The sequence below is a fragment of the Ochrobactrum sp. PL_is483 genome (genome assembly GCF_055816855.1).
Map to the genome: position 1 here is coordinate 12,947 of NZ_JBVPGS010000037.1, position 21,890 is coordinate 34,836.

The window sequence follows — 21,890 nt, forward strand, 5'->3', positions numbered from 1 at the left end:
TCGTCCGCTTTACGGCGTCACATCAAATCCGAACCATTTTTCGGACAGTCTTTTGATAGTGCCATCGGCCTTCGCTGCCATGATTGCAGAATTGAATTGGCGCTTGAGATCAGCTTCGTCCTTGCGCAGGCCGACAGCGACCCCGCGCCCGAGCAGGCCGCCTTTGAAAAGTGGCCCGGTCATGACGACATTCGCGTAGGCTGGCGTCTTCTGGATCGTATTCAGATAAGACCGTGCGGTAACCTGCATATCGATGCGTCCGCTTTTGAGGTCGAGGTCGACTTGTTCGGCGGTCTTGTACTCACGGATCGTGGTTCCCTGGCTGAAATAGGTATCGACCAGCATCTGGGCTATCGATCCTCCCACAACGCCGATAGTTGCTCCCTTTAGCTCTGCGGCAAAGTCCCGAACAACCTTTTCGGTGTCTGCCTGATTGCCGGAAAGGTCGAGGTTTTCGTTCGAATGAGAAAGTCCGCTATAAGGACTGTCGCGCACGGTGGCGAAGACTTGCGGAGTGCGGGCATAGGAGGTGGAGAAATCGATGATTTTCTCGCGCGCTTCCGTCGCCGACAGGGCGCCCATGACTGCATCGGCTTTTCCAGCCTGCAGGCTTGGGATGATGGCATCGAAAGGGATGGCAATAAAATTGCATTCGACGTTCATCGTCTGACAAAGATATTTGCCAAGCTCGACTTCATAACCGTCGAGCGTGCCGTCCGATTGCGTGAGATTGTAGGGCCGAAAGTATCCCTCGGTAGCAATGGTGAGCGCGGGGCGCCCACCTTGAGCATAAGACGGAAGCGACCAGCCTGCGAGCGCTGTTATCCAGACGAGATTGAACAGACGTGGATAGTTCACGTGGAAACCTTGTGTTTGTCACCGTGTCATTCGAAGCATAGGTCGGGAAATGCGGCTGCGTAAACTGGCCGGAAATTGGGAGCCGTTATTCGCGTGGCGGGGTCCATCCATTCGAAAACGCGACCCTCTTGCGGGCGGATGAATGCCGTCTTGTCCCTTGCCGGTTCAGTGGTCCCTGAAACCCCACAAAACCACTGGCAAACGGCTCTGATACAAACCTGTAACAATAGTGTCATATGAATGTAATATAGAGCGCGTAGAGGGCTAACGACGCCACATCGTCATATGTCTTTTACAACAGGAGCCGCAGCTCATGAACAAGATGATTTCCTCGACCGCAGCGCTTGCCATCGCTGCCGTTATGTCGGTTTCCGCCGCTCAGGCGCGCGATCAGATTCAGGTTGCCGGTTCCTCGACCGTTCTGCCTTATGCAAAAATCGTCGCCGAGACGTTCGGTGAAACCTTCCCGAACTTCAAGACGCCGGTTGTTGAATCGGGTGGCTCGGGCGCAGGCATCAAGGAATTCTGCAAGGGCGTCGGTGAAAACACCATCGATATCGCCAATGCATCGCGCGCCATGAAGGACTCGGAACTGAAGTCGTGCATCGACGCTGGCGTCAAGGACGTTCAGGAAGTACGCTTCGGCTATGACGGCATCGTGTTTGCGACCGACGCCAAGGGTCCGGATTGGAAGCTGAAGCCGGAAGATGTCTACAAGGCGCTCGCAGCCAAGCTGGTCGTAGATGGCAAGTTGGTCGACAATCCGAACACCAAGTGGAACCAGGTCAACCCGAACCTTCCGGACTGGGACATTGCCGCCTATATCCCGGGCGAAAAGCACGGCACCCGCGAAGTGTTTGAGGAAAAAGTTCTGGCCGACGGCTGCAAGCACTCCGGCGCGTTGGACGAAATCAAGAAGACCGGCCTCGACGACAAGGCTGCCGCTTCCGCCTGTATCGCAGTGCGCAAGGACGGCAAGGCTGTCGACATCGATGGCGATTATGCTGAAACGCTGGCTCGCATCGACTCCAACAAGACCGGCATTGGCGTTTTCGGCCTCTACTTCTTCGAAAACAATGCCGACAAGCTGAAGGTCGCCACCGTCAACGACGTTACCCCTTCCGCTGCAACGGTTGCTTCGGGCGAATATCCGGTGTCGCGTCCGCTGTTCTTCTACGTGAAGAAGGCGCATCTCGGCGTCATCCCGGGCCTCAAGGAATATGTTGAGTTCTTCCTCAACGACCAGATGATCGGTCCTGACGGCCCGCTCGCCGAATACGGTCTGGTTCCGGCCCCGGATGCAGAACGTGAAGCACAGCGCGCTGGCTTCGCCGAAGGCAAGACGTTGGCTGCGAAGTAAGTTTTGATCTGTGGAACGCGGGGATGAGAAATCTCCGCGTTCTTCTCCTTTCGCGCCTTTATATTATGACAGGCGCATTCGCGCGGAACGGCATGGGTGGAAGCTGCACCTCAAAGCCATCCGCATTCATCAGGGCAACCGGGGAAATTGAATGTCCTTCTTTCTGGTTCTCGTCAGTATCGTTGCAATCGGGCTGATCGGATTCTTCATAGGCCGCCAGCGTGCCGTTGCACTGGACAAGGCGCAGTCGGCTTCCGCAAAAGCCTCGCCGACCGAGAAAATGCATTCCCGCCCGCATTATCACGGCTGGTGGGTTTTCCTCGTTTCAGCGTTGCCCGCGGTTCTGTTCCTCGCCATATGGGCCCTTGGAACGTCGGTTTATATCGATCACAGTGCGACCGCCCGCTTGCCGGATGCCATTGAGGAAGGTTCCTTCACCAATCGCAGCCTGCAACTCGGCATGGTTCGCGGTCTGGCCAGCGGGCTTGACCGGCTGACGCCAACCGAACTGGAAAGCTTTCCATCGAATTATCAGGATGCTCGCACGCTTCTGGGCGCAAAGGGCGTGGCGCTCGCGACCGAAGGCGCGGATTATATGGTGCCGATCGCGCTGTACCTGAAAAAGGCAACGGCGCTGACGCACACCATCGGTTCCGCAGTTTCTCTGGTGATCGCCGTCGCGGGCCTGATCTTCGGGCTTTCCACGATCAGCCGGCGCATGCGTGCGCGCAACAATGTCGAGCGGATCGTTCTCTGGGGCCTGATTGCAGCCTCCGGCATCGCCATCCTGACGACAGTCGGCATCATCTGCTCGATGCTGTTCCAGACCATCAGCTTCTTCCAGTCGGTTTCGCCGTGGGATTTCTTTTTCGGCACGGTGTGGGACCCGCGCTTTGCCGCTGCCGGGTCGGGTGGCGAGACGGGCCAGTTTGGTCTCATCCCGCTTCTGGCAGGCACGCTCTATATCGCATTGGTGGCCATGCTGTTCGCGGTTCCGGTCGGATTGTTCTCGGCCATTTATATGGCCGAATATGCTTCGCCTCGCGTGCGCACCATCGTAAAGCCGGTTCTGGAGCTTCTGGCGGGCATTCCCAGTATCGTCTACGGCTTCTTCGCGCTCGTGACTGTCGGACCTTTCCTGCGCGATCTCTCCATTGCCATTGCAGGCGGGCAAGGTTTTATCATGGCGCAGAGCGTTCTGACCGCCGGTCTCGTCATGGGCGTGATGCTCATCCCGTTCGTATCCTCGCTTTCCGATGACATCATCACCGCCGTGCCGCGTGCGTTGCGTGACGGCTCGCTCGGCCTCGGCGCGACCCGCTCGGAAACCATCAAGCGGGTGGTTCTTCCGGCGGCATTGCCTGGCATCGTCGGCGCGCTTCTGATGACCGCCTCCCGCGCCATCGGCGAAACCATGATCGTGGTGCTCGCTGCAGGTGTTGCGGCACGCATCAACATCAATCCATTCGAGGCGATGACCACCATCACGGTGAAGATCGTCAATCAGCTCACCGGCGACCTTGAGTTCAACTCGCCGCAGACGCTGGTGGCCTTTGCACTCGGCATCACGCTTTTCGTCCTGACGCTGATCATGAACATCTTTGCGCTGCACATCGTGCGCAAGTACCGGGAGCAGTACGAATAATGACCGATACGACCTTTAACACCAGCGGCGCCACGGCACGGCCGACACGCCGCGATATTGGGATCAAGCGTCGCTACGCTGCTGAACGCCGCTTCCGCTACTATGGCATTGCCGCAATTGCCATCGGTGTGTTCTTCCTGTGCGCGCTCCTGTTCTCGGTCTTTTCCAAGGGCTATACTGCCTTCTGGCAGACGACGCTCTATCTGCCGGTCAAGCTTGAGGAAAAGGTGATCGATCCGGGCAACAAGCGGGCGACCGATCCGAATGTGCTGATCACCGCCAACTATCCGCTGCTGGTGCGCAACGCCCTGGCCGAAAAGCTTGGTATTTCCACGACAGACCGGCCGGCTATGCGCGATCTGGGCCGCTTCTATTCGGACGGTGTACGCATTCAGCTGCGCAAGATCGTGATGGACAATCCGTCGCTCATCGGCACGACGCAGACCGTTCCGGTTCTGGCAGGCGCCGACATCGATTCCGCCTTCAAGGGACAGATCGATCTTTCCGTGCCGGAGACGAGCCGCAAGGTATCGGACCGACAAGTAGGCTGGATGAAAACGCTTTCGGAAGAAGGCGTCATGAAGGAGGCCTTCAATACGGGTCTGTTTACGTTCGGCGCATCCAGCCGCCCGGAAACCTCCGGTCTCGGGGTTGCACTGGTTGGTTCGCTCTACATGATGCTTATCGTTCTCGGCCTCTCGCTGCCTATCGGCGTTGCTGCTTCGATCTATCTGGAGGAGTTCGCCAAGAAGAACCGGTTCACCGATATGATCGAGGTGAACATCAACAATCTGGCGGCCGTGCCATCCATCGTGTTCGGTCTGCTCGGACTTGCGGTTTTCATCAATTTCTTCGGCCTGCCGCGCTCTGCGTCGCTGGTCGGCGGTCTGGTGCTAACATTGATGACGCTTCCCACCATCATCATCGCAACGCGTGCCGCGCTGCGTGCCGTGCCACCTTCCATACGCTCCGCAGCTCTCGGTCTCGGCGCATCGAAGACGCAGATGGTGTTCCACCATGTCCTGCCGCTTGCCGCACCCGGCATCTTGACCGGCACGATCATCGGTCTCGCCCATGCGCTTGGTGAAACCGCGCCGCTCCTCCTGATCGGCATGGTAGCATTCGTTGCCGATGTGCCGTCGACACCGATGGATCCGGCGACCGCTTTGCCGGTGCAGATCTATATGTGGGCAAACGAAGCAGAACGTGCCTTTGTTGAACGCACGTCAGGCGCTATCATCGTCCTGCTTCTGTTTCTGGCCGTGATGAATATTGCAGCAATCATTCTGCGCCGCCGCTTCGAGCGCCGCTGGTAAACGGGAGTCGCAAGCTATGAACCTGATGACTGAACGATCTCTCGAGAAAGCCGTAGGAGAAAAAATGAACGCCAACGCCAGTTCCATAAAGATGCGGGGCGACAAGGTCTGCGTGTTTTATGGCGAGAAGCAGGCTCTGTTCGACGTCGATCTGGAAATCCAGGAAAAGATGGTCACGGCGCTGATTGGTCCCTCCGGTTGCGGCAAGTCTACCTTCCTGCGTTCACTCAACCGCATGAATGATACGATCGAAGGCTGCAAGGTCGGCGGCAAGATCACGCTCGACAACGAGGACATTTACGATCCGAAGATCGATGTCGTTGAACTGCGGGCCCGCGTCGGCATGGTGTTCCAGAAGCCGAATCCGTTCCCGAAATCGATTTATGAGAACGTCGCTTACGGCCCGCGCATCCACGGTCTTGCCCGCACCAAGGCTGATCTGGAGGAAATCGTCGTGACGAGCCTGCAGAAGGCCAGCCTGTTCGAAGAAGTGAAGGACCGCCTGCACGATGCGGGCACCGGCCTTTCAGGCGGCCAGCAGCAGCGCCTTTGCATTGCGCGCGCGATTGCGGTCAGCCCGGAAGTCATCCTCATGGACGAACCGTGCTCGGCGCTCGACCCGATCGCAACTGCGAAGGTGGAAGAGCTGATCGATGAACTGCGCCAGAACTATACGATCGTGATCGTCACGCACTCGATGCAGCAGGCCGCGCGCGTTTCGCAACGCACAGCCATGTTCCATCTTGGCAATCTGGTCGAAGTGGGCGACACGGAAACCATGTTCACCGCGCCGACCGAAAAGCGCACGCAGGACTACATCACCGGACGCTTCGGCTGATCCGGAACTGCGTTTCAACAGACAGTGCGGCTTCCCCGCAATTTTTATTACGAGGTCTACTATGCCGTCTCAGCATACCGTTCGCTCCTACGACGAGGAATTGAAGTTTCTCTCCCATAAGATCGCCGAGATGGGCGGACATGCGGAACGTATGGTCGAGCAGTCCGTCGCCGCAATCGTCAATGCGGACAATGCGCTCGCGCAGCGTGTCATCTCTGACGATCTTATCCTCGACGCCAGCGAGCGCGAGATCGACGACAAGGCCGTCATGATTATCGCCAAGCGCCAGCCCATGGCCGTGGACCTGCGCGAGATCATCGGCTCGATCCGCATCTCCGCCGATCTGGAGCGCGTCGGCGACCTGGGCAAGAACATTGCCAAGCGTGTTGCCGCCGTTTCGGAATCACGCCAGCCGGTAAAGCTTTATCGCGGTCTGGAAACGCTGGCCGAACTGGCGCTGACGCAGCTGAAGGACGTTCTCGACGCCTATGCGTCGCGTTCGGTGCAGCAGATCAATGTCGTTCGCGACCGCGACGACGAAATTGACGCCATGTACACGTCTCTGTTCCGCGAACTCTTGACTTACATGATGGAAGATCCGCGCAATATTTCCGCCTGCACGCATCTTCTGTTCTGCGCGAAGAATATCGAGCGCATCGGCGATCACGCGACCAATATCGCGGAGACTGTTTATTACATCGTGACTGGCCTGCAAATGCCGGCTGAGCGACCCAAGGAAGACCTGAGCCACGGTATTGTCGTGGATGAGGCGCGTAAACCCTGAACTGCAACCGGCCGGACTTTGGTCCGGCGGTTGAGAATGTGTGAATAGCGCGGCGGCACGCGGTCGATTGGGGGATTGTATCCACCGTCCGCCGAATTTGGATAGGGAAATACTGGATGTCACAGGCACCCAAAATCGCTGTGGTGGAAGACGAAGAGGCGCTGAGCGTTCTGCTTCGCTACAATCTTGAGGCAGAGGGCTATCAGGTCGATACGATGCTGCGCGGCGACGAGGCCGAAATCGCCTTGCGCGAGAATGTGCCGGATCTGCTTATTCTGGACTGGATGCTGCCGGGCGTATCGGGCATTGAGCTTTGCCGTCGCCTGCGCCAGTGGCCGGAAACCGAGCGCCTGCCGATCATCATGCTGACGGCGCGTGGCGAGGAGAGCGAACGCGTCCGAGGTTTAAGCGTCGGCGCCGACGATTATGTCGTAAAGCCGTTTTCAACGCCGGAGCTTCTGGCACGCGTCAAGGCAATGCTGCGCCGCTCCAATCCGAGCATCCTGTCTCATGTGCTGAAAGTGGGCGATCTTGTTCTGGACCGCCAGCAGCATCGGGTCTACCGCAAGGAAAAGGAAGTTCGTCTTGGACCGACGGAATTCCGGTTGCTCGAATATTTCATGATGTCGCCCGGCCGTGTCTTCTCGCGCAGCCAGCTTCTGGATGGCGTTTGGGGTCCCGATATCTATGTGGATGATCGCACCGTGGACGTCCATGTCGGGCGGCTTCGCAAGGCAATCAATGTCGGTCGTGCGCTTGATCCGATCCGGACCGTTCGCGGCGCCGGTTATTCTTTCGGTTGATCGACACCGTTTCGAAACTCTCAAGTACAGCTCTTGATCGGCCCGTCATGTTCATCGTGGCGGGCCGTTTCACGGGTGATAGGCCCTGGGCAATGCTGACCCGATTCGCCTCTGCCGGGTCAAAACTCGCGCCAATTAGGCGTTTTCACACGATGTTACAACTATGTTTCCAAAGTTGACGGCAACCAGCGGAACCCATGGAAAACTGAATTTTTGCAGATCATTTGAAGCAGCATGAATGTGGTCGGGAAAACTATCCAAGCAAACACGAATTAAGGCAGCGATATGGCGTGTATTGCGAGAATTTGAATCGCTTTAAATCAATGCCTTATCTGAATTCGTAACTCTCGTTAATAAATTATTAATATATTTAAATGGCTTGTAGGCATATTCGCACTCTCGATTCGGAATTCATTTTAGGCTGTCTGGCTGCTTCCTGCATCGTTGGGATTTGACGCTTCGCCTTTTTTTGGCCTAAAAATTCCAAAACCTTGAATTCGATTGAGCGACAGTAGGATGAGCGATTTTGATCTTCGTCCTCTTTGACTTGCACCGCAGTCAGACGTTCGCGCGCATCGTTTCAGATGTGTCTGCCTGAACGTATGACTGGATCAGTTAAGGGTCCTAACATGAGACTGAGCCATTGACGCGCGCCGCGAAGTGGAAATTGCCCGTTCTTATCGGGCTGGTGGTTGCGCCTTTCGTGGTGACCGGTTGCACGACGACCGGGACTTCGGGAAAAGCCAATTCGGAAAAGACGGCGGCAAGCCACGTCAAATCGGTCAATGGCGTGAAGACCTACACCTACACCGCGCGTGACAAGGAATGTCTTGAACGCGCGATGTTCTTCGAATCCAACCGTTCGAGTCCCGACGGGCTTCTGGCTGTCGGCACGGTCGTCATGAATCGTCTCGCATCGGGCCGTTATCCTGATACGATTTGCGGTGTGGTCGGTCAGAAGAACCAGTTCGCGCCCGGTGTTCTCACCCGCAAGATGAATTCCAAGGCGTTACCTGATGTTCAGGCAACTGCCGATGCAGTCCTGAAGGGGCAGCGCCATCCGAAGCTCAAGAACGCCATGTTCTTCCATACGGCGGGCCTGAAGTTCCCCTATAACAACATGCACTATGTGCTCGTCGCTGGCGGCAATTCCTTCTATGAGAAGCGCAATCGCGACGGCTCGCTCCAGAATCCGGTTCCGCAGGAACCATACAATCTTGCGCTCGCCTATTCGCCGCAATCGCCTTCCGTTCCTCAAGATCCATCCTATGACGTGACCCTGCCGCAGACGGGTCCGGTTCCGGGCGCAGCACCGACAGTTCAGGTGGCGCTCGCGGAGGCTTCTCAGGCTCAAAGCGCGGAACAGAACGGCGGCGCCGGTCCGCAGGCCCGCGGTAATCGCCTGGCGCGTCATCGCGGTGTCCCTGCAACTCAGCAGGAGAACCACATGCAAATGGCCTCCTATCAGCCGCAATTCGATACGACCGCTCCGCAGCCGACGTCGCTCGGCTATGGTCCGGCAAGCCAGAAGCAGGCCGACGCCATCGGCGCGCTTCTTCTGTCTCAGGACAGGCCGGAAGCGCCGCTATAAAAAGCTGATCTGCACTTGATCAATCAGAACGCCGGTCCTGTTTGCTTCAGGCCGGCGTTTTGATTTTGACTGATGGTCGCCGTTTTTCGCCACAAGGCGTCAGGGCCGGTATATCGGGCGATAGATCACCATCGGCGTGTCGTAGAAATCCACCCGGTTCTGCCAGGCACGCCTGTCGGCTCTGCGATCGAGGTCGAGCCGCATGAGGCAATTGGCGAAAGCATCGGTCCTGGGTTTGAAGCCATAGCTTTGGCAGGTTTGCTCGTCAGCCGCACGGCGCTGTTCGGGCGTCATCGTCACGCAGCCGGCCAGAAGGCCGGTAACGCCCAGTAAGATAAGCACTTTCTTATTCATTGCTTTCTGCTTTCTTCAGCAACTGACCGCGTGAATACTATAGCGGAAAGGCAGGAAAAAAGGTGGTGAATTTATGCCGTCTGATAAACTGTCGGTGATTCCATATCCAAAGAGGTCTTCCACCCATGGCTCATGAACAGCTGAACCCAGTCATCGATCCGGTGAAACTTGAACGTCTTGCGGAAGTCGCCGTTCGTGTCGGTCTGCAATTGCGCGAGGGGCAGGATCTCGTCATCACCGCGCCGGTCGTCGCATTGCCGCTGGTTCGCCTTATCGCCAAACATGCCTACAAGGCCGGAGCCGGACTGGTGACGCCATTCTTCGCGGATGACGAATTGGCTCTCGCCCGCTACGAGAACGCACCCGATGCAAGTTTCGACCGCGCGGCCAACTGGCTTTATGAAGGCATGGCGAAGGCCTATGCGGACGGTGCTGCCCGCTTGGCCATCGCCGCCGATAATCCGATGCTTCTTTCCAGTCAGGACCCGGCCAAGGTTTCACGCGCCAACCGCGCCAATTCAAAAGCCTATCAGCCGGCGCTGGAAAAGATTGCCGGTTTCGACATCAACTGGAACATTGTCTCCTATCCCAACCCGGCATGGGCAAAGCTCATGTTTCCGAACGACCCGGCGGACATCGCGACCCGCAAGCTGGCCGATGCGATCTTTGCGGCTTCGCGTGTCGACGTCGACGATCCGGTCGGCGCGTGGGCCGCGCATAATGCAGCGCTTCGCACGCGCACCCGTTTCCTGAACGGCAAGGCTTATCGCGCCCTGCATTTCAAAGGCCCGAACACTGATCTGACCGTCGGGCTTGCCGACGGCCATGAATGGCACGGCGGCGCTTCCACGGCGAAAAACGGCATTACCTGTAATCCGAACATTCCGACGGAAGAAGTGTTTACGACGCCCCACGCCCTGCGTGTCGAGGGCCATGTGACCAGCACCAAGCCTTTGTCACATCAGGGCACCCTGATCGAAAATATCGCGGTTCGCTTTGAGAGCGGACGCATTGTCGAGGCGAAGGCAAGTCGCGGTGAAGAAGTACTCAACAAGGTGCTGGATACGGATGAGGGCGCGCGTCGTCTGGGCGAAGTGGCGCTGGTGCCGCATTCCTCGCCGATCTCGCAGAGCGGGCTTTTGTTCTACAACACCCTGTTCGACGAAAATGCAGCGAGCCACATCGCGCTCGGCCAATGCTATTCCAAATGCTTTATCGACGGCGCCAAGCTGACGCCGGAACAGATCAAGGCGCAGGGCGGCAATTCGAGCCTTATCCATATCGACTGGATGATCGGCTCCGGCGAGATCGACGTGGATGGCATCAACGCGCACGGAACCCGGGAGCCGGTGATGCGCGGCGGCGAATGGGCTAACTGATCATGTAAAGGCCGGGATTTCCCGGCCTTTACACTATATCCGTTCGGTCAGTTCTTTTCCTGAACATGAGCTTCGAGGAACCACAGCGCCTTGTCGAGGCTGCGGGAAGCGGCGGTAAAAATATCCGCCGTGTCGTCATCCCCGGCATCGTCGGCATCCTTGATTGATTTGCGCAGCAAATTGGCGACATCGCCATAACGCTCGATCAATGCCAGCAGATGGTCATGAACGGCATAAATGTCGGTCGGATAGGGCTTCAATCTGGTTTCCTTCGCCACGATCTGCGTGGTGCCATAGGCTGTTCCGCCAAGCTGTACGGCACGCTCGGCAATCGTATCGACGTGTTCGTCGAGATCGCCGCGAAAACCATCGAGCATTTCATGAACGGCGATGAATTGCGGCCCCTTGAGGTTCCAGTGAGCCTGCTTGGTGATGAGGGCAAGATCGATTGTTGCGGCCAGATTTTCGTTGAGCAGGGCGATCATTGTCGTCTTCGTATTGGAAGGAAGATCGTTGCGGGTTGCATGCATCGACTTGTTGGACATTTTATCCTCACATCCTTTTGCTCGATCCGGCTTGGAGAGACTGGGAGAATGTCGCTCATGATCGTGGGCAGCTATTCCAGCACAAACGAACCCGCCAGATCCTTAGAAGGCTCGATTTGCCGGAGGAGGCCTTCGTTGACTTCAAGGCAACGCAAAACATTCCCGCACCCGGGGGAGAAATGCATGCCGGCAGTTTTTGTTCCGTGAGAAATGGCTAAAAAACGGCGCCGGTCCGGCTTCCACCAAGTTACGGCTTGTCGCAGCGCAAATTCTGATTTACCCGGTTGCGCATGAAGATACTTGCCCTCGATACTGCCGCTTCGTGGTGTTCTGTTGCCGTCTATGATTCCGATGGCGATGTGGTGCTTGCCGATGTGAGCGAAAACATTGGCAAGGGCCACGCGGAAGTATTGATGACCTATGTCGAACGCGCTTTGACGGAAGCGAGACTATCGCTCCGCGACATGGATGGGGTGGCGGTCAATATAGGGCCGGGATCGTTTACCGGCGTTCGTATCGGTGTCTCGGCGGCACGTGGTTTCGCGCTGGCGCTGGGCGTGCCAGCCATCGGGATAACAGCCTTCGAAGCGCTTGCCTCTGAAACCCGGATCGAGAGCCCGGAAAAACCGGTACTGGTCTTTCTCGACGCCCATCGCGGCGAGATTTATGCGCAATCGTTCGACGCAAAGGGGACCGCCAGCGCAGAGCCGCTGGTTCTGTCGCGGGAGGAAGCAGAGGCTCACGCAGCTTCCCAAGTGGAAAATACGGTTCTTGCTGGCTCCTCCGCTCGCTCAATCAATGAAGCAATTGGCGGCCGCTTCGCGCTGGGCCCGGTAGAGCCGACAGCAAGAATCGGCACCTATGCGCGTCTGGCAAGTTCCCGCCAGCCGGGGGATGCGCCGAAGCCGCTTTACATGCGCGGACCCGATGCAAAGCCGCAGGTCGGATTTGCGTTGCCGCGGAAGAGTGCCGGGGAATAGCCGATGATGGGCTTGCCGTTCGGCCGTTTCGGTCGCAGGGAGGTTTCGGTAGAACCATTGCGCGCCCAGGACAGTCATGCGATCCAGCGCATTCACGCCGTCGCTTTCCTTCATGGCTGGAGTTCCGACGATTTCAGGTCACTGATTGCACAGGATACGGTTTTCGGCTTCGTTGCCCGTACGGAGGGTAAACCCAATGACGCCTGTGGCTTTGTGCTGGCGCGTCTTGTGGCTGGAGAAGCGGAAATCCTCACCATCGCCGTCGCGCGCGACGTGCAGCGGCAGGGCGTCGGGCGTGCGCTGATGGATGCCGTTCTGCGCCATCTTTATCAGGAACGGGCCGAAACGCTTTTTCTCGAGGTGGACGAGGCGAATGTCGCTGCGCAGGCCCTTTATCGCCGCCTCGGCTTCCAGAAAGTCGGCGACCGTCCTGCCTATTACGAAACGCCGAACGGCCGCTCGGCAGCGCTCATTCTCCGGCGTGACCTGAAGAGGGCGCAATGATCGGCGCGATCAGGATATTTCTGGTTGTCGCGGCCATGGTTGCGCTGAGCCTGTCGCTGATCCCGTTTCAATATCTGTTTCTGAAAATGAAGAACGGGTGGAAGCGCCGTCTGCCAAACTTCTTCCACCGCGTCGTGGCGCGCCTGTTCGGCTTTCGCATCAGGACTGTTGGCCAGATGCACGAGGGCCGCCCCCTTCTCCTTGTTTCCAACCATACCTCATGGAGCGACATTGTCGTACTCTCGGCGGTGGGGCAGGTATCGTTTATTGCGAAGTCCGAGGTGCGCGGCTGGCCGGTTTTCGGCATGTTCGCCGTTCTGCAGCGCACGGTTTTCGTGGAGCGCGAGCGGCGCGGCAAGACAGGAGAGCAAACGTCGGAGATTGCACGGCGTCTGGCAACCGAGGACGCAATGGTGTTGTTCGCCGAAGGCACGACATCGGATGGCAATCGCGTTTTGCCGTTCAAGACAGCGCTTTTCGGCGCGGCGCATGCTGCGATCAAGGAAGCGAACCTATCGGAAGTCATGGTTCAGCCGGTCGCCATTGCCTATACCGGGGTTCACGGCATGGCGATGGGCCGTTATTTCCGCCCGATTGCCGCATGGCCGGGCGATGTCGAGCTGATGCCGCATCTCAAAGGTATCTTGCGGGAGGGGGCGATAGACGTCGAAGTGCGTTTCGGGGAACCTGTCGTCGTAACGGCCGGGACCGATCGCAAGGCGCTTGCTCGCACAATGGAAAACCGGGTGCGCGCGCTTTTGCAAAGTGCATTGCTGGGCCGCGATATTCCCGAAGAGTGACAGCCGTCAGATTGTCACCTTCCAAAATGGCGACAAAAGCTGTAGATAGCCGCGCATGAGCGACAATATTACCGATCTCGACCCCACGGCAGAGCGCCCCAACGCGCGCAAGGTTTTCGTAAAGACCTATGGCTGCCAGATGAATGTCTATGACAGCCAGCGCATGGCCGACAGCCTTGCCGCGGAAGGTTATGTCGCGACCGACACACCGGACGATGCCGATCTGGTCTTGCTGAACACTTGTCATATTCGCGAAAAAGCATCGGAAAAGCTCTATTCCGCGCTTGGTCGTCTGCGGAAGATGAAGGATGCGCGTGAAGCGAATGGCAAGGAATTGACCATTGGCGTCGCGGGTTGCGTCGCGCAGGCCGAGGGACAGGAAATCCTGCGCCGCGCGCCGAATGTCGATCTCGTCATCGGGCCGCAGACCTATCATCGCCTGCCCAATGCGCTTGCGCGGGTTCGCGGCGGCGAAAAGGTAGTTGAGACGGAATACGCTCTCGAAGATAAATTTGAACATCTGCCGTCGCCCAAGCGCGAGGAAACGCGCAAGCGCGGTGTCTCCGCGTTCCTGACCGTGCAGGAAGGCTGCGACAAGTTCTGTACCTTCTGCGTGGTTCCCTATACGCGCGGTTCCGAGGTTTCGCGTAACGTGAAGCAGATCGTGGCGGAGGCCGAGCGCCTTGCCGATAGCGGCGTGCGTGAACTGACCCTGCTAGGCCAGAACGTCAATGCCTGGCACGGCGCTGGCGACGATGGCCGCGAATGGGGCCTCGGCGAATTGCTGTTCCGCCTTGCGCGCATTCCAGGCATTGCGCGCCTTCGTTACACGACCAGCCACCCCCGCGACATGGACGACAGCCTGATTGCCGCCCATCGCGACCTGCGGCAATTGATGCCCTATCTGCATCTGCCCGTGCAGTCCGGCTCCGACCGGATTCTCAAGGCAATGAATCGCCGTCACAAGGCGGATGAATATCTGCGCCTGATCGAGCGTATTCGTGAAGTGCGCCCGGATATGGCGCTGTCGGGCGATTTCATCGTCGGTTTTCCCGGCGAAACCGATCAGGATTTCGAGGATACGATGCGGCTAGTGCGGGAGGTCAATTACGCGCAGGCCTATTCATTCAAATATTCTCCGCGCCCCGGTACGCCCGGCGCCGATCTTGACGATCATGTTGCGGAAGCGGTGAAGGACGAGCGTCTCCAGCGCCTTCAGGCGCTGCTGTCGGAACAGCAATATGCGTTCCAGGATTCCATGATCGGTCGCGAGATGGATGTGCTTCTGGAAAAGCCCGGCCGCGAGGCCGGTCAGATGGTGGGCCGCTCGCCATGGCTCCTGCCTGTCATCATCGATGGCAACAGTGACAGGATCGGCGACATCATTCATGTGAAAATCACCTCCACAGGGACCAATAGCCTTATTGCGCAAAAACTGGCCTGAAGGCATGATGATGCCGAGGCAGAAAATTTCGGCGTCTTGAGTCGCTTGCCGGTAATCCTGTCGAGACTGTGATTGCAATGCGTGGACGGTTTGTGTTCACCCATAATCTAGTCTGAGAAGTCTGCAACTTTTCAGGATTGTGCTTTAAGGAGATACGGTTGAGCGCTACGGAAAAGCTGAAATCTGCCAAGCCAACCAATCAAACGCAAAAAAGCCCGACGACCGGGGCCTCGGATATGGCCCATATCGTGCTCACCTTCGACAACAACCGTCTTGCCAGCGCGCTTTACGGTCAGTTCGATGAAAACCTTGCCCGTATCGAACAGAAGCTTGGCGTGGATGTCCGCTCCAAGGGAAATCAGCTGTCGATCCGGGGCGAGCCGACCGCGACCGAACAGGCGCGCCGCGCGCTCGACCATCTTTATGAAACGCTGCAGAAGGGCCATGAGCTGACGGTGTCGGATGTGGATGGCGCGCTGCGCATGGCTATTGCCGCCGACGACCAGCTCACCTTGCCAACGATGGAAAACAAGGGAAAGCTTTCCGCCGCCCAGATTTCCACGCGCAAGAAAACAATCTTCGCCCGCACGCCGACGCAGGATGCCTATATGCGTGCGCTCGACCGGTCGGAACTGGTGTTCGGCGTTGGTCCCGCCGGTACGGGCAAAACCTATCTTGCTGTTGCCCATGCGGCTATGCTTCTTGAGCGTGGTCTTGTCGAGCGGATCATTCTTTCGCGTCCGGCTGTGGAAGCGGGCGAGCGCCTTGGCTTCTTGCCGGGTGACATGAAGGAAAAGGTCGATCCCTATCTGCGCCCGCTTTACGATGCGCTTTACGACATGATGCCAGCGGAAAAGGTCGAGCGTGCCATTACCGCCGGTGTGATCGAAATCGCGCCCCTTGCCTTCATGCGCGGGCGTACGCTGGCGCATTCTGCGGTCATTCTCGATGAGGCGCAGAACACAACCTCCATGCAGATGAAGATGTTCCTGACCCGTCTCGGTGAAGGATCGCGCATGATCGTGACTGGCGACCCAAGCCAGATTGACCTTCCGCCGGGCCAGAAATCAGGGCTGGTAGAGGCGTTGCGCGTGCTGGACGACGTGGAGGGCGTCATCAAGGTGCGCTTCACAGAAAAGGACGTCGTGCGCCATCCGCTTGTGGCGGCCATTGTCGGTGCTTACGATCGCGACGGCAAACAGCACGCGCGTTCGGAATGATCTTGCAATTGCCGATCGGAATCACGATTTAAAAAATGCTGTCTGCCTTTTGGGCAGGCAGCTCTCATACAATTGAAAGGACGAAGTGGTCTGCTGGAAGGCGACCGCTGCATAACGTGTCAGACAACGCGATCCATATCGATATCATGATTGAAGCCGGCAACTGGCCGGACGAGGCGAGCCTTGAAGGTCTCGTCAGGAAGCCGGTCGAAGCCGCCTGGACCAGTCTGGGCCTCAAAAGCGCGGCAAGCGAACTGAGTGTGGTCTTCACCGACGATGCCTCAATCCAGACCCTGAACGCAGAATGGCGTGGCAAGGACAAGCCGACCAATGTTCTGTCCTTTCCGGCCTTTCCGGTGAAGCCCGGTTCTCAGCCGGGCCCGATGCTGGGCGACATCGTCATCGCGCGCGAGACGGTGGAGCGTGAGGCGAAGGAGGAAGGCAAGCCGCTCGAAAATCACCTTGCGCACCTCGTTGTGCATGGGTTTCTGCACCTTTTGGGGTACGATCATGAAACCGATGAGGAAGCGGAAGTGATGGAGGCGCGCGAGCGTGAAATCCTTCATGCTCTTGCCATTCCCGACCCTTATGCTGTATCCGATTAGAACACGAACAACGATTGACCATGGCTGATCAAACATCGCACCCTCCGTCCGCTGGCGAAAATCGCAGCGAGACTCAAGACGCCGAAGGGCAAAGTACGCAGCGGCCCATAGTGGCCGAGAAGCGTTCCCTATTGTCCAATATTTTCCCGTTCATGCGTTCACGCCAATCATCTTCGCTGCGCGAAGATCTGGCCGATGCCCTTTCCAGCACGGCAAGCGAGCAGGATTCAGCATTCTCGCCAGAAGAAAAGGCGATGCTGCACAATATCCTTCGCCTGCGCGAAATCCGCGTCGAAGACGTGATGATCCCGCGCGCCGATGTCGAGGCGGTGGAAATCTCCACGCCTCTATGGGAAGTGCTGGAGCTTTTCGAAAAGTCCGGCCATTCGCGCATGCCGGTCTATGCCGAGACGCTGGATGATCCACGCGGCATGATCCATATCCGCGATGTTCTCAATTACATCACCAAGCAGGCCCGCCAGAAGACCACGCGCCGCAGCAGCACACGCAGCAAGGCGACAGCCGAAGACAAGGCCGCGAAGTTCGACATGGGCCGCATCGATCTCACCAAGACGATCGGTGAACTTAATCTCATGCGCAAGGTCCTGTTCGTGCCGCCATCCATGATGGCGAGCGGATTGATGGCGCGCATGCAGGCGACCCATATCCAGATGGCGCTGGTCATCGACGAATATGGCGGAACCGACGGTCTGGTCTCGCTGGAAGACATCGTCGAAATGGTTGTCGGCGACATCGAAGACGAACATGACGACGAAGAAATCATGATCGCCGAAGAGGCCGATGGCGTGTTCGTTGTCGATGCGCGTGCCGATCTGGAAGAACTGGCCGCGAAAATCGGCCCGTCTTTCGAAGTGGGCGAACATGGCGAGGACGTTGACACCGTTGGCGGTCTCATCTTCTCCGTGCTTGGGCGCATTCCGGTTCGTGGCGAGGTCGTGCAGGCTATTCCGGGTTACGAGTTCCATGTGCTGGAAGTTGATCCGCGTCGCGTGAAGAAGGTGCGGATCGTGCCGCTCTCCGCAGCCGATCGCCGTCGCCAGCAACGGGCAGTCGTTTCAGCCAGACCGGGTGAAGCCGAACCCGCAACCGACACCTCCAAAGAGGCCGGATGATCGAAAGGCTGGCGGGGAGGATCATTCTTTCGAGCGGCTGGCGTCGTGCGCTGGCCGCTTTTCTCAGTGGCGCTTTCGCTACGCTGACCCAGCCGCCATTCGATGTTTTTGTCGCTGGCTTCATCTCGTTTCCCATTCTGGTCTGGCTGATCGATGGCGCCATCGCCACCGTCAATGCCGGGCCGGTTCGCCGCCTCCTTCCCGCAGCCATGGTTGGCTGGTGGTTTGGCTTCGGCTATTTCGTTTCCGGATTGTGGTGGATCGGTACGGCGCTGCTGGTCGATGCGGACCAGTTTGCCTGGGCCTTGCCGCTCGCTGTTCTGGGCCTGCCCGCCTTTCTCGCATTGTTCTATGCGTTTGCAACCGCGGTTGCCCGCATCTTCTGGTCGGACGGTTTGGGGCGCATCGTCGCGCTTGCTTTTGGTTTTGCACTGGCAGAATGGCTACGCCTTTTCCTGTTCACCGGCTTTCCCTGGAACGCCATTGGCTATGCCGTCATGCCGACTCCGCTCCTGATGCAGTCGGTCGCCGTGGTGGGACTGATCGGAATGAGTGCAGCGGCTGTTTTCGTCTTTGCCGCCCCGGCCCTGCTCATCGGCGGGCGGTTTGCGAAGACGGGCATTGCGGCTGCGCTTATACTTGTCATCAGCCACCTCGGTTTCGGTGCCTGGACGCTTTCACAAGCTCCCGCCATCGGCCAGGAAAAGGGCTCGCTCGCAGTGCGCATCGTGCAGCCTTCCATTGCCCAGACCATGAAATGGGATAATGCGGAGCGCCGATCGATCTTTGACAAGCTGGTGTCACTGGCAGGTGAGGCTTCTGCCGAAGGCAAGCCGAAGCCCGATGTCATCGTCTGGCCGGAAACAGCGGTTCCTTATATTCTCACCTCGACGCCGGAAGCGCTGTCGCGCATTGGCGAGGTTTTGCAGGACGGGCAGGTGCTGCTGACCGGTGCAGTCCGTGAAGAGAAGGGGGCAGCGGGCGATGAGCCGCGTTATTATAATTCGATCTATACGATTGATGATCGCGGCGTCATTGTCGATGCCGCCGACAAGGTGCATCTCGTCCCCTTTGGCGAATATCTGCCTTATGAGAATTTTCTTCGCAGGCTCGGGCTTCAGGAGGTGGTGGAAATGCCCGGTGGATTTACCGCTGGCACCACGCGTCGGGCGCTGAACGCGAAAGCTGGCAAAACCTTCTTGCCGCTGATCTGTTACGAGGCGATTTTTCCCGACGAACTCGGATATTCGGGCCAGAGGGCAAGCGCCATCATCAATGTGACAAATGACGCGTGGTATGGAGATACACCGGGACCGTACCAGCATTTCCGGCAGGCACAGGTCCGCGCCGTGGAGCAAGGCCTGCCCCTCATTCGCGCAGCCAATAATGGTCTTTCGGCTATTGTTGATGCCTATGGTCGAATCACCGATGGCCTCGCTCACGATGCTGTCGGGGTCATTGACGCTTACCTACCGTCAACTCGTGCACCATTTTGGGGCACGCCACCCGGGTCGCGACAATCTCTGGTAGCGCTGTTAACCTTACTCGTGTTGAGCGTGGCTTTCCGACTGCCAAACGGCAGGCGTTTTCATTGACAGACTAATATTGTTACGATGTTATGGCTCGGCGGCGACGGTTTTTGCGGAAAATCGTCAGACTACCTCCCAAAACTTATTAGTATCGCTGTTCAGATGAACAGAGCATGAATGAAAGCTCGCAGCTGCGAGGAGTGACAGTTGTATGATTGAGAACAAAAAGAAGCCCAACCCCATTGACGTGCATGTCGGCAGCCGCATCCGTCTCCGCCGTAACATGCTGGGCCTCAGTCAGGAAAAACTCGGCGAAAACCTCGGAATCACCTTTCAGCAAATCCAGAAATACGAGAAAGGCACCAACCGCGTCGGTGCAAGCCGTCTTCAAGCGATCTCGGCGATTTTGAACGTTCCGGTTTCCTTCTTTTTTGAAGATGCGCCGGGCTCCTCGAACCAGTCCGGTTTTGCAGAGGACAATGAAGCGACCTATGTCGTGGATTTTCTGAATTCCAATGAAGGTGTTCAGCTGACCCGCGCATTCACGAAAATTTCAGATCCCAAAGTGCGCCGCAAGATCATCGATCTCGTGAAGTCGCTCGCGGCGGACGCTGACTGATAGCATATCCGGAACGAGCGATTTGTGCGGGACATGGCCATGTCCCGCCGGACTTTGCGCTTCACAGCGCCGGAACAGGCAGAAAATGCCATCTGGAGCGAATTTTCGCGCCGGGGCACTGTCGCAACAAGAATATGCATTGACGGTTTAATCCCAACTTCGCTAACACATTACCGTGCCCGGAACGCTGGAACCTGTTCCGGGCGCTACTGTGTTTCCATGGCGGAAATATTCTCCGCTGGATTTTCAAGAGGGGTTACCCGTGTCGCGCAGTTCTTATCTCTTCACCAGCGAATCTGTGTCCGAAGGTCATCCGGACAAGGTTTGCGACCGCATCTCCGATGAAATCGTGGACATGATCTACAAGGAAGCGCGCCGCACCGGCGTCGATCCTTGGTCTGTTCGTGTTGCTTGCGAAACGCTTGCCACCACCAATCGCGTGGTCATTGCCGGCGAAGTGCGCGTGCCGGATACTTTCCTGAAGAAGAATAAGGACGGAACGATCGCCCATGATGCCGCCGGGCATCCGCTGATCAATCCTTCGCGTTTCCGCTCGGCGGCACGCAAGGCGATCCGGGAAATCGGTTACGAACAGAACGGTTTTAACTGGAAGACCGTGAAGATCGACGTGCTTCTGCATCCGCAGTCCGCCGACATTGCGCAGGGCGTGGACAATGCCGCCGATCGTCAGGGCGAGGAAGGTGCAGGCGATCAGGGCATTATGTTCGGCTATGCCTGCCGCGAAACCCCGGACCTCATGCCGGCGCCGATCTATTATTCCCACAAGATTCTCGAAAAGCTCTCTGAGGCCCGCCACAAGGGCGAGGGCGACGCGGGCAAGCTCGGTCCCGACGCCAAGAGCCAGGTCACGGTGCGCTACGAGAACGGCAAGGCCGCCGAGGTCACCCAGATCGTTCTTTCCACGCAGCATCTGGATGCAAGCTGGGATTCGAAAAAGGTTCGTTCGGTTGTCGAACCTTATATCCGGGAAGCGCTGGGCGACCTCCCGATAGCAGCCAATTGCAACTGGTACATCAATCCGACCGGCAAGTTCGTCATTGGCGGGCCAGATGGCGACGCGGGCCTGACGGGCCGCAAGATCATCGTGGATACCTATGGCGGCGCAGCCCCCCATGGCGGCGGCGCTTTCTCAGGCAAGGACACGACCAAAGTGGATCGCTCCGCTGCCTATGCCGCGCGCTATCTTGCCAAGAACGTGGTTGCCGCCGGTCTTGCCGACCGCTGCACGATCCAGCTCTCCTATGCCATTGGCGTCGCGCAGCCGCTTTCGGTCTATGTCGATCTGCACGGCACCGGCAAGGTTGCTGAATCCGCTGTCGAGGACGCGCTTCGCGAGGTCATGGATCTGTCGCCGACGGGTATCCGCAAGCATCTCGACCTCAACAAGCCGATCTATGCCAAAACCTCGTCCTATGGCCATTTCGGACGCAAGCCTGGCCGTGACGGTTCGTTCTCCTGGGAGAAGACGGACTTGACCAAGGCGCTGAAGGCGGCGGTGGCGTAACTTCCGGCGGAAAGTTGCATCACGGGCCGCTTGGCGTTATGTGTCCCGACGATTTTCG

At 57.9% G+C, this 21,890-nt stretch carries 21 protein-coding genes; 18 read left to right on the plus strand and 3 right to left on the minus strand.

Going from position 1 to position 21,890, the window contains the following annotated elements; genetic code table 11:
* Positions 1 to 9: 9 nt before the first annotated feature.
* Positions 10 to 858 (minus strand): transporter substrate-binding domain-containing protein, encoded by an 849-nt coding sequence (locus AC0TNJ_RS13795; protein ID WP_473771415.1) that lies wholly within the window; start codon positions 856 to 858, stop codon positions 10 to 12.
* A gap of 313 nt (positions 859 to 1,171) precedes the next feature.
* Here AC0TNJ_RS13795 and AC0TNJ_RS13800 point away from each other — a divergent pair, with 313 nt between their 5' ends.
* The 7 genes from AC0TNJ_RS13800 to AC0TNJ_RS13830 all read left to right on the plus strand — a co-directional run bounded on the left by AC0TNJ_RS13800 (position 1,172) and on the right by AC0TNJ_RS13830 (position 9,195).
* Positions 1,172 to 2,218 (plus strand): PstS family phosphate ABC transporter substrate-binding protein, encoded by a 1,047-nt coding sequence (locus AC0TNJ_RS13800; RefSeq protein ID WP_473767497.1) that lies wholly within the window; start codon positions 1,172 to 1,174, stop codon positions 2,216 to 2,218.
* 151 nt (positions 2,219 to 2,369) lie between these two features.
* Positions 2,370 to 3,863 (plus strand): phosphate ABC transporter permease subunit PstC, encoded by a 1,494-nt coding sequence (gene pstC, locus AC0TNJ_RS13805; protein WP_473771416.1) that lies wholly within the window; start codon positions 2,370 to 2,372, stop codon positions 3,861 to 3,863.
* Positions 3,863 to 5,179 (plus strand): phosphate ABC transporter permease PstA, encoded by a 1,317-nt coding sequence (gene pstA / locus AC0TNJ_RS13810; protein WP_473771417.1) that lies wholly within the window; start codon positions 3,863 to 3,865, stop codon positions 5,177 to 5,179. Before pstC ends, pstA begins: the two co-directional genes overlap by 1 nt.
* A gap of 64 nt (positions 5,180 to 5,243) precedes the next feature.
* Positions 5,244 to 6,017, plus strand: coding sequence for a phosphate ABC transporter ATP-binding protein PstB (pstB, locus tag AC0TNJ_RS13815; RefSeq protein ID WP_473767494.1), 774 nt, complete (start codon positions 5,244 to 5,246; stop codon positions 6,015 to 6,017).
* Between the two features lie 61 nt (positions 6,018 to 6,078).
* Positions 6,079 to 6,801, plus strand: coding sequence for a phosphate signaling complex protein PhoU (gene phoU / locus AC0TNJ_RS13820; RefSeq protein WP_010657755.1), 723 nt, complete (start codon positions 6,079 to 6,081; stop codon positions 6,799 to 6,801).
* A gap of 116 nt (positions 6,802 to 6,917) precedes the next feature.
* Positions 6,918 to 7,604 (plus strand): phosphate regulon transcriptional regulator PhoB, encoded by a 687-nt coding sequence (phoB, locus tag AC0TNJ_RS13825; RefSeq protein ID WP_006468130.1) that lies wholly within the window; start codon positions 6,918 to 6,920, stop codon positions 7,602 to 7,604.
* Positions 7,605 to 8,247: 643 nt separating this feature from the next.
* Complete coding sequence (locus tag AC0TNJ_RS13830; protein ID WP_473771418.1) at positions 8,248 to 9,195, plus strand: cell wall hydrolase; 948 nt, start codon at positions 8,248 to 8,250, stop codon at positions 9,193 to 9,195.
* A gap of 99 nt (positions 9,196 to 9,294) precedes the next feature.
* Here AC0TNJ_RS13830 and AC0TNJ_RS13835 read toward each other — a convergent pair whose 3' ends face one another.
* Positions 9,295 to 9,549, minus strand: coding sequence for a hypothetical protein (locus tag AC0TNJ_RS13835; protein ID WP_122002884.1), 255 nt, complete (start codon positions 9,547 to 9,549; stop codon positions 9,295 to 9,297).
* Positions 9,550 to 9,674: 125 nt separating this feature from the next.
* Between AC0TNJ_RS13835 and AC0TNJ_RS13840 the strand changes: the two genes are divergently transcribed.
* Positions 9,675 to 10,928 carry an aminopeptidase gene (locus tag AC0TNJ_RS13840; RefSeq protein ID WP_473771419.1) on the plus strand — a complete coding sequence of 418 codons (1,254 nt, stop codon included), beginning with the start codon at positions 9,675 to 9,677 and terminating at the stop codon, positions 10,926 to 10,928.
* 47 nt (positions 10,929 to 10,975) lie between these two features.
* Here AC0TNJ_RS13840 and dps read toward each other — a convergent pair whose 3' ends face one another.
* Positions 10,976 to 11,473, minus strand: a complete 498-nt coding sequence (dps, locus tag AC0TNJ_RS13845) for a DNA starvation/stationary phase protection protein Dps (protein ID WP_473771420.1) — start codon at positions 11,471 to 11,473, stop codon at positions 10,976 to 10,978.
* A gap of 290 nt (positions 11,474 to 11,763) precedes the next feature.
* Here dps and tsaB point away from each other — a divergent pair, with 290 nt between their 5' ends.
* From tsaB to metK, 10 genes are all read left to right on the plus strand, one after another.
* Positions 11,764 to 12,453 (plus strand): tRNA (adenosine(37)-N6)-threonylcarbamoyltransferase complex dimerization subunit type 1 TsaB, encoded by a 690-nt coding sequence (gene tsaB, locus AC0TNJ_RS13850; RefSeq protein WP_473771421.1) that lies wholly within the window; start codon positions 11,764 to 11,766, stop codon positions 12,451 to 12,453.
* Positions 12,454 to 12,456: 3 nt separating this feature from the next.
* A complete protein-coding gene (rimI, locus tag AC0TNJ_RS13855) occupies positions 12,457 to 12,957 on the plus strand; it encodes a ribosomal protein S18-alanine N-acetyltransferase (protein WP_473767489.1) in 501 nt (166 codons plus the stop codon).
* On the plus strand, positions 12,954 to 13,757 hold the full coding sequence (gene olsA, locus AC0TNJ_RS13860; RefSeq protein WP_473771422.1) for a lyso-ornithine lipid O-acyltransferase: 804 nt from the start codon (positions 12,954 to 12,956) through the stop codon (positions 13,755 to 13,757). Before rimI ends, olsA begins: the two co-directional genes overlap by 4 nt.
* Positions 13,758 to 13,812: 55 nt before the next feature.
* Positions 13,813 to 15,201, plus strand: a complete 1,389-nt coding sequence (gene miaB / locus AC0TNJ_RS13865) for a tRNA (N6-isopentenyl adenosine(37)-C2)-methylthiotransferase MiaB (protein ID WP_473771423.1) — start codon at positions 13,813 to 13,815, stop codon at positions 15,199 to 15,201.
* A gap of 158 nt (positions 15,202 to 15,359) precedes the next feature.
* Positions 15,360 to 16,421, plus strand: coding sequence for a PhoH family protein (locus AC0TNJ_RS13870; protein ID WP_411507541.1), 1,062 nt, complete (start codon positions 15,360 to 15,362; stop codon positions 16,419 to 16,421).
* Positions 16,422 to 16,537: 116 nt separating this feature from the next.
* Positions 16,538 to 17,026, plus strand: coding sequence for an rRNA maturation RNase YbeY (ybeY, locus tag AC0TNJ_RS13875; RefSeq protein WP_473771424.1), 489 nt, complete (start codon positions 16,538 to 16,540; stop codon positions 17,024 to 17,026).
* Between the two features lie 20 nt (positions 17,027 to 17,046).
* Positions 17,047 to 18,159: a hemolysin family protein gene (locus tag AC0TNJ_RS13880; RefSeq protein WP_473771425.1), complete on the plus strand. Its 1,113-nt coding sequence runs from the start codon at positions 17,047 to 17,049 to the stop codon at positions 18,157 to 18,159.
* Positions 18,156 to 19,754, plus strand: coding sequence for an apolipoprotein N-acyltransferase (lnt, locus tag AC0TNJ_RS13885; protein ID WP_473771426.1), 1,599 nt, complete (start codon positions 18,156 to 18,158; stop codon positions 19,752 to 19,754). The genes AC0TNJ_RS13880 and lnt overlap by 4 nt, the downstream gene beginning before the upstream one ends.
* Before the next feature lie 145 nt (positions 19,755 to 19,899).
* Positions 19,900 to 20,307, plus strand: coding sequence for a helix-turn-helix domain-containing protein (locus AC0TNJ_RS13890; RefSeq protein WP_122002895.1), 408 nt, complete (start codon positions 19,900 to 19,902; stop codon positions 20,305 to 20,307).
* A gap of 262 nt (positions 20,308 to 20,569) precedes the next feature.
* Positions 20,570 to 21,832 carry a methionine adenosyltransferase gene (metK, locus tag AC0TNJ_RS13895; RefSeq protein WP_122002896.1) on the plus strand — a complete coding sequence of 421 codons (1,263 nt, stop codon included), beginning with the start codon at positions 20,570 to 20,572 and terminating at the stop codon, positions 21,830 to 21,832.
* The last annotated feature ends 58 nt before the right edge of the window (positions 21,833 to 21,890 follow it).

Excerpts from the sequence above, each read along its gene's own strand:
- AC0TNJ_RS13800 (WP_473767497.1), top strand. The coding sequence starts at position 1,172 with ATGAACAAGATGATTTCCTCGACCGCAGCGCTTGCCATCGCTGCCGTT.
- olsA (WP_473771422.1), top strand. The coding sequence starts at position 12,954 with ATGATCGGCGCGATCAGGATATTTCTGGTTGTCGCGGCCATGGTTGCG.
- AC0TNJ_RS13880 (WP_473771425.1), top strand. The coding sequence starts at position 17,047 with ATGGCTGATCAAACATCGCACCCTCCGTCCGCTGGCGAAAATCGCAGC.
- miaB (WP_473771423.1), top strand. The coding sequence starts at position 13,813 with ATGAGCGACAATATTACCGATCTCGACCCCACGGCAGAGCGCCCCAAC.
- phoU (WP_010657755.1), top strand. The coding sequence starts at position 6,079 with ATGCCGTCTCAGCATACCGTTCGCTCCTACGACGAGGAATTGAAGTTT.
- AC0TNJ_RS13890 (WP_122002895.1), top strand. The coding sequence starts at position 19,900 with ATGATTGAGAACAAAAAGAAGCCCAACCCCATTGACGTGCATGTCGGC.
- pstA (WP_473771417.1), top strand. The coding sequence starts at position 3,863 with ATGACCGATACGACCTTTAACACCAGCGGCGCCACGGCACGGCCGACA.
- lnt (WP_473771426.1), top strand. The coding sequence starts at position 18,156 with ATGATCGAAAGGCTGGCGGGGAGGATCATTCTTTCGAGCGGCTGGCGT.
- AC0TNJ_RS13840 (WP_473771419.1), top strand. The coding sequence starts at position 9,675 with ATGGCTCATGAACAGCTGAACCCAGTCATCGATCCGGTGAAACTTGAA.
- rimI (WP_473767489.1), top strand. The coding sequence starts at position 12,457 with ATGATGGGCTTGCCGTTCGGCCGTTTCGGTCGCAGGGAGGTTTCGGTA.
- dps (WP_473771420.1), bottom strand. The coding sequence starts at position 11,473 with ATGTCCAACAAGTCGATGCATGCAACCCGCAACGATCTTCCTTCCAAT.
- pstB (WP_473767494.1), top strand. The coding sequence starts at position 5,244 with ATGAACGCCAACGCCAGTTCCATAAAGATGCGGGGCGACAAGGTCTGC.
- AC0TNJ_RS13835 (WP_122002884.1), bottom strand. The coding sequence starts at position 9,549 with ATGAATAAGAAAGTGCTTATCTTACTGGGCGTTACCGGCCTTCTGGCC.
- pstC (WP_473771416.1), top strand. The coding sequence starts at position 2,370 with ATGTCCTTCTTTCTGGTTCTCGTCAGTATCGTTGCAATCGGGCTGATC.
- phoB (WP_006468130.1), top strand. The coding sequence starts at position 6,918 with ATGTCACAGGCACCCAAAATCGCTGTGGTGGAAGACGAAGAGGCGCTG.
- tsaB (WP_473771421.1), top strand. The coding sequence starts at position 11,764 with ATGAAGATACTTGCCCTCGATACTGCCGCTTCGTGGTGTTCTGTTGCC.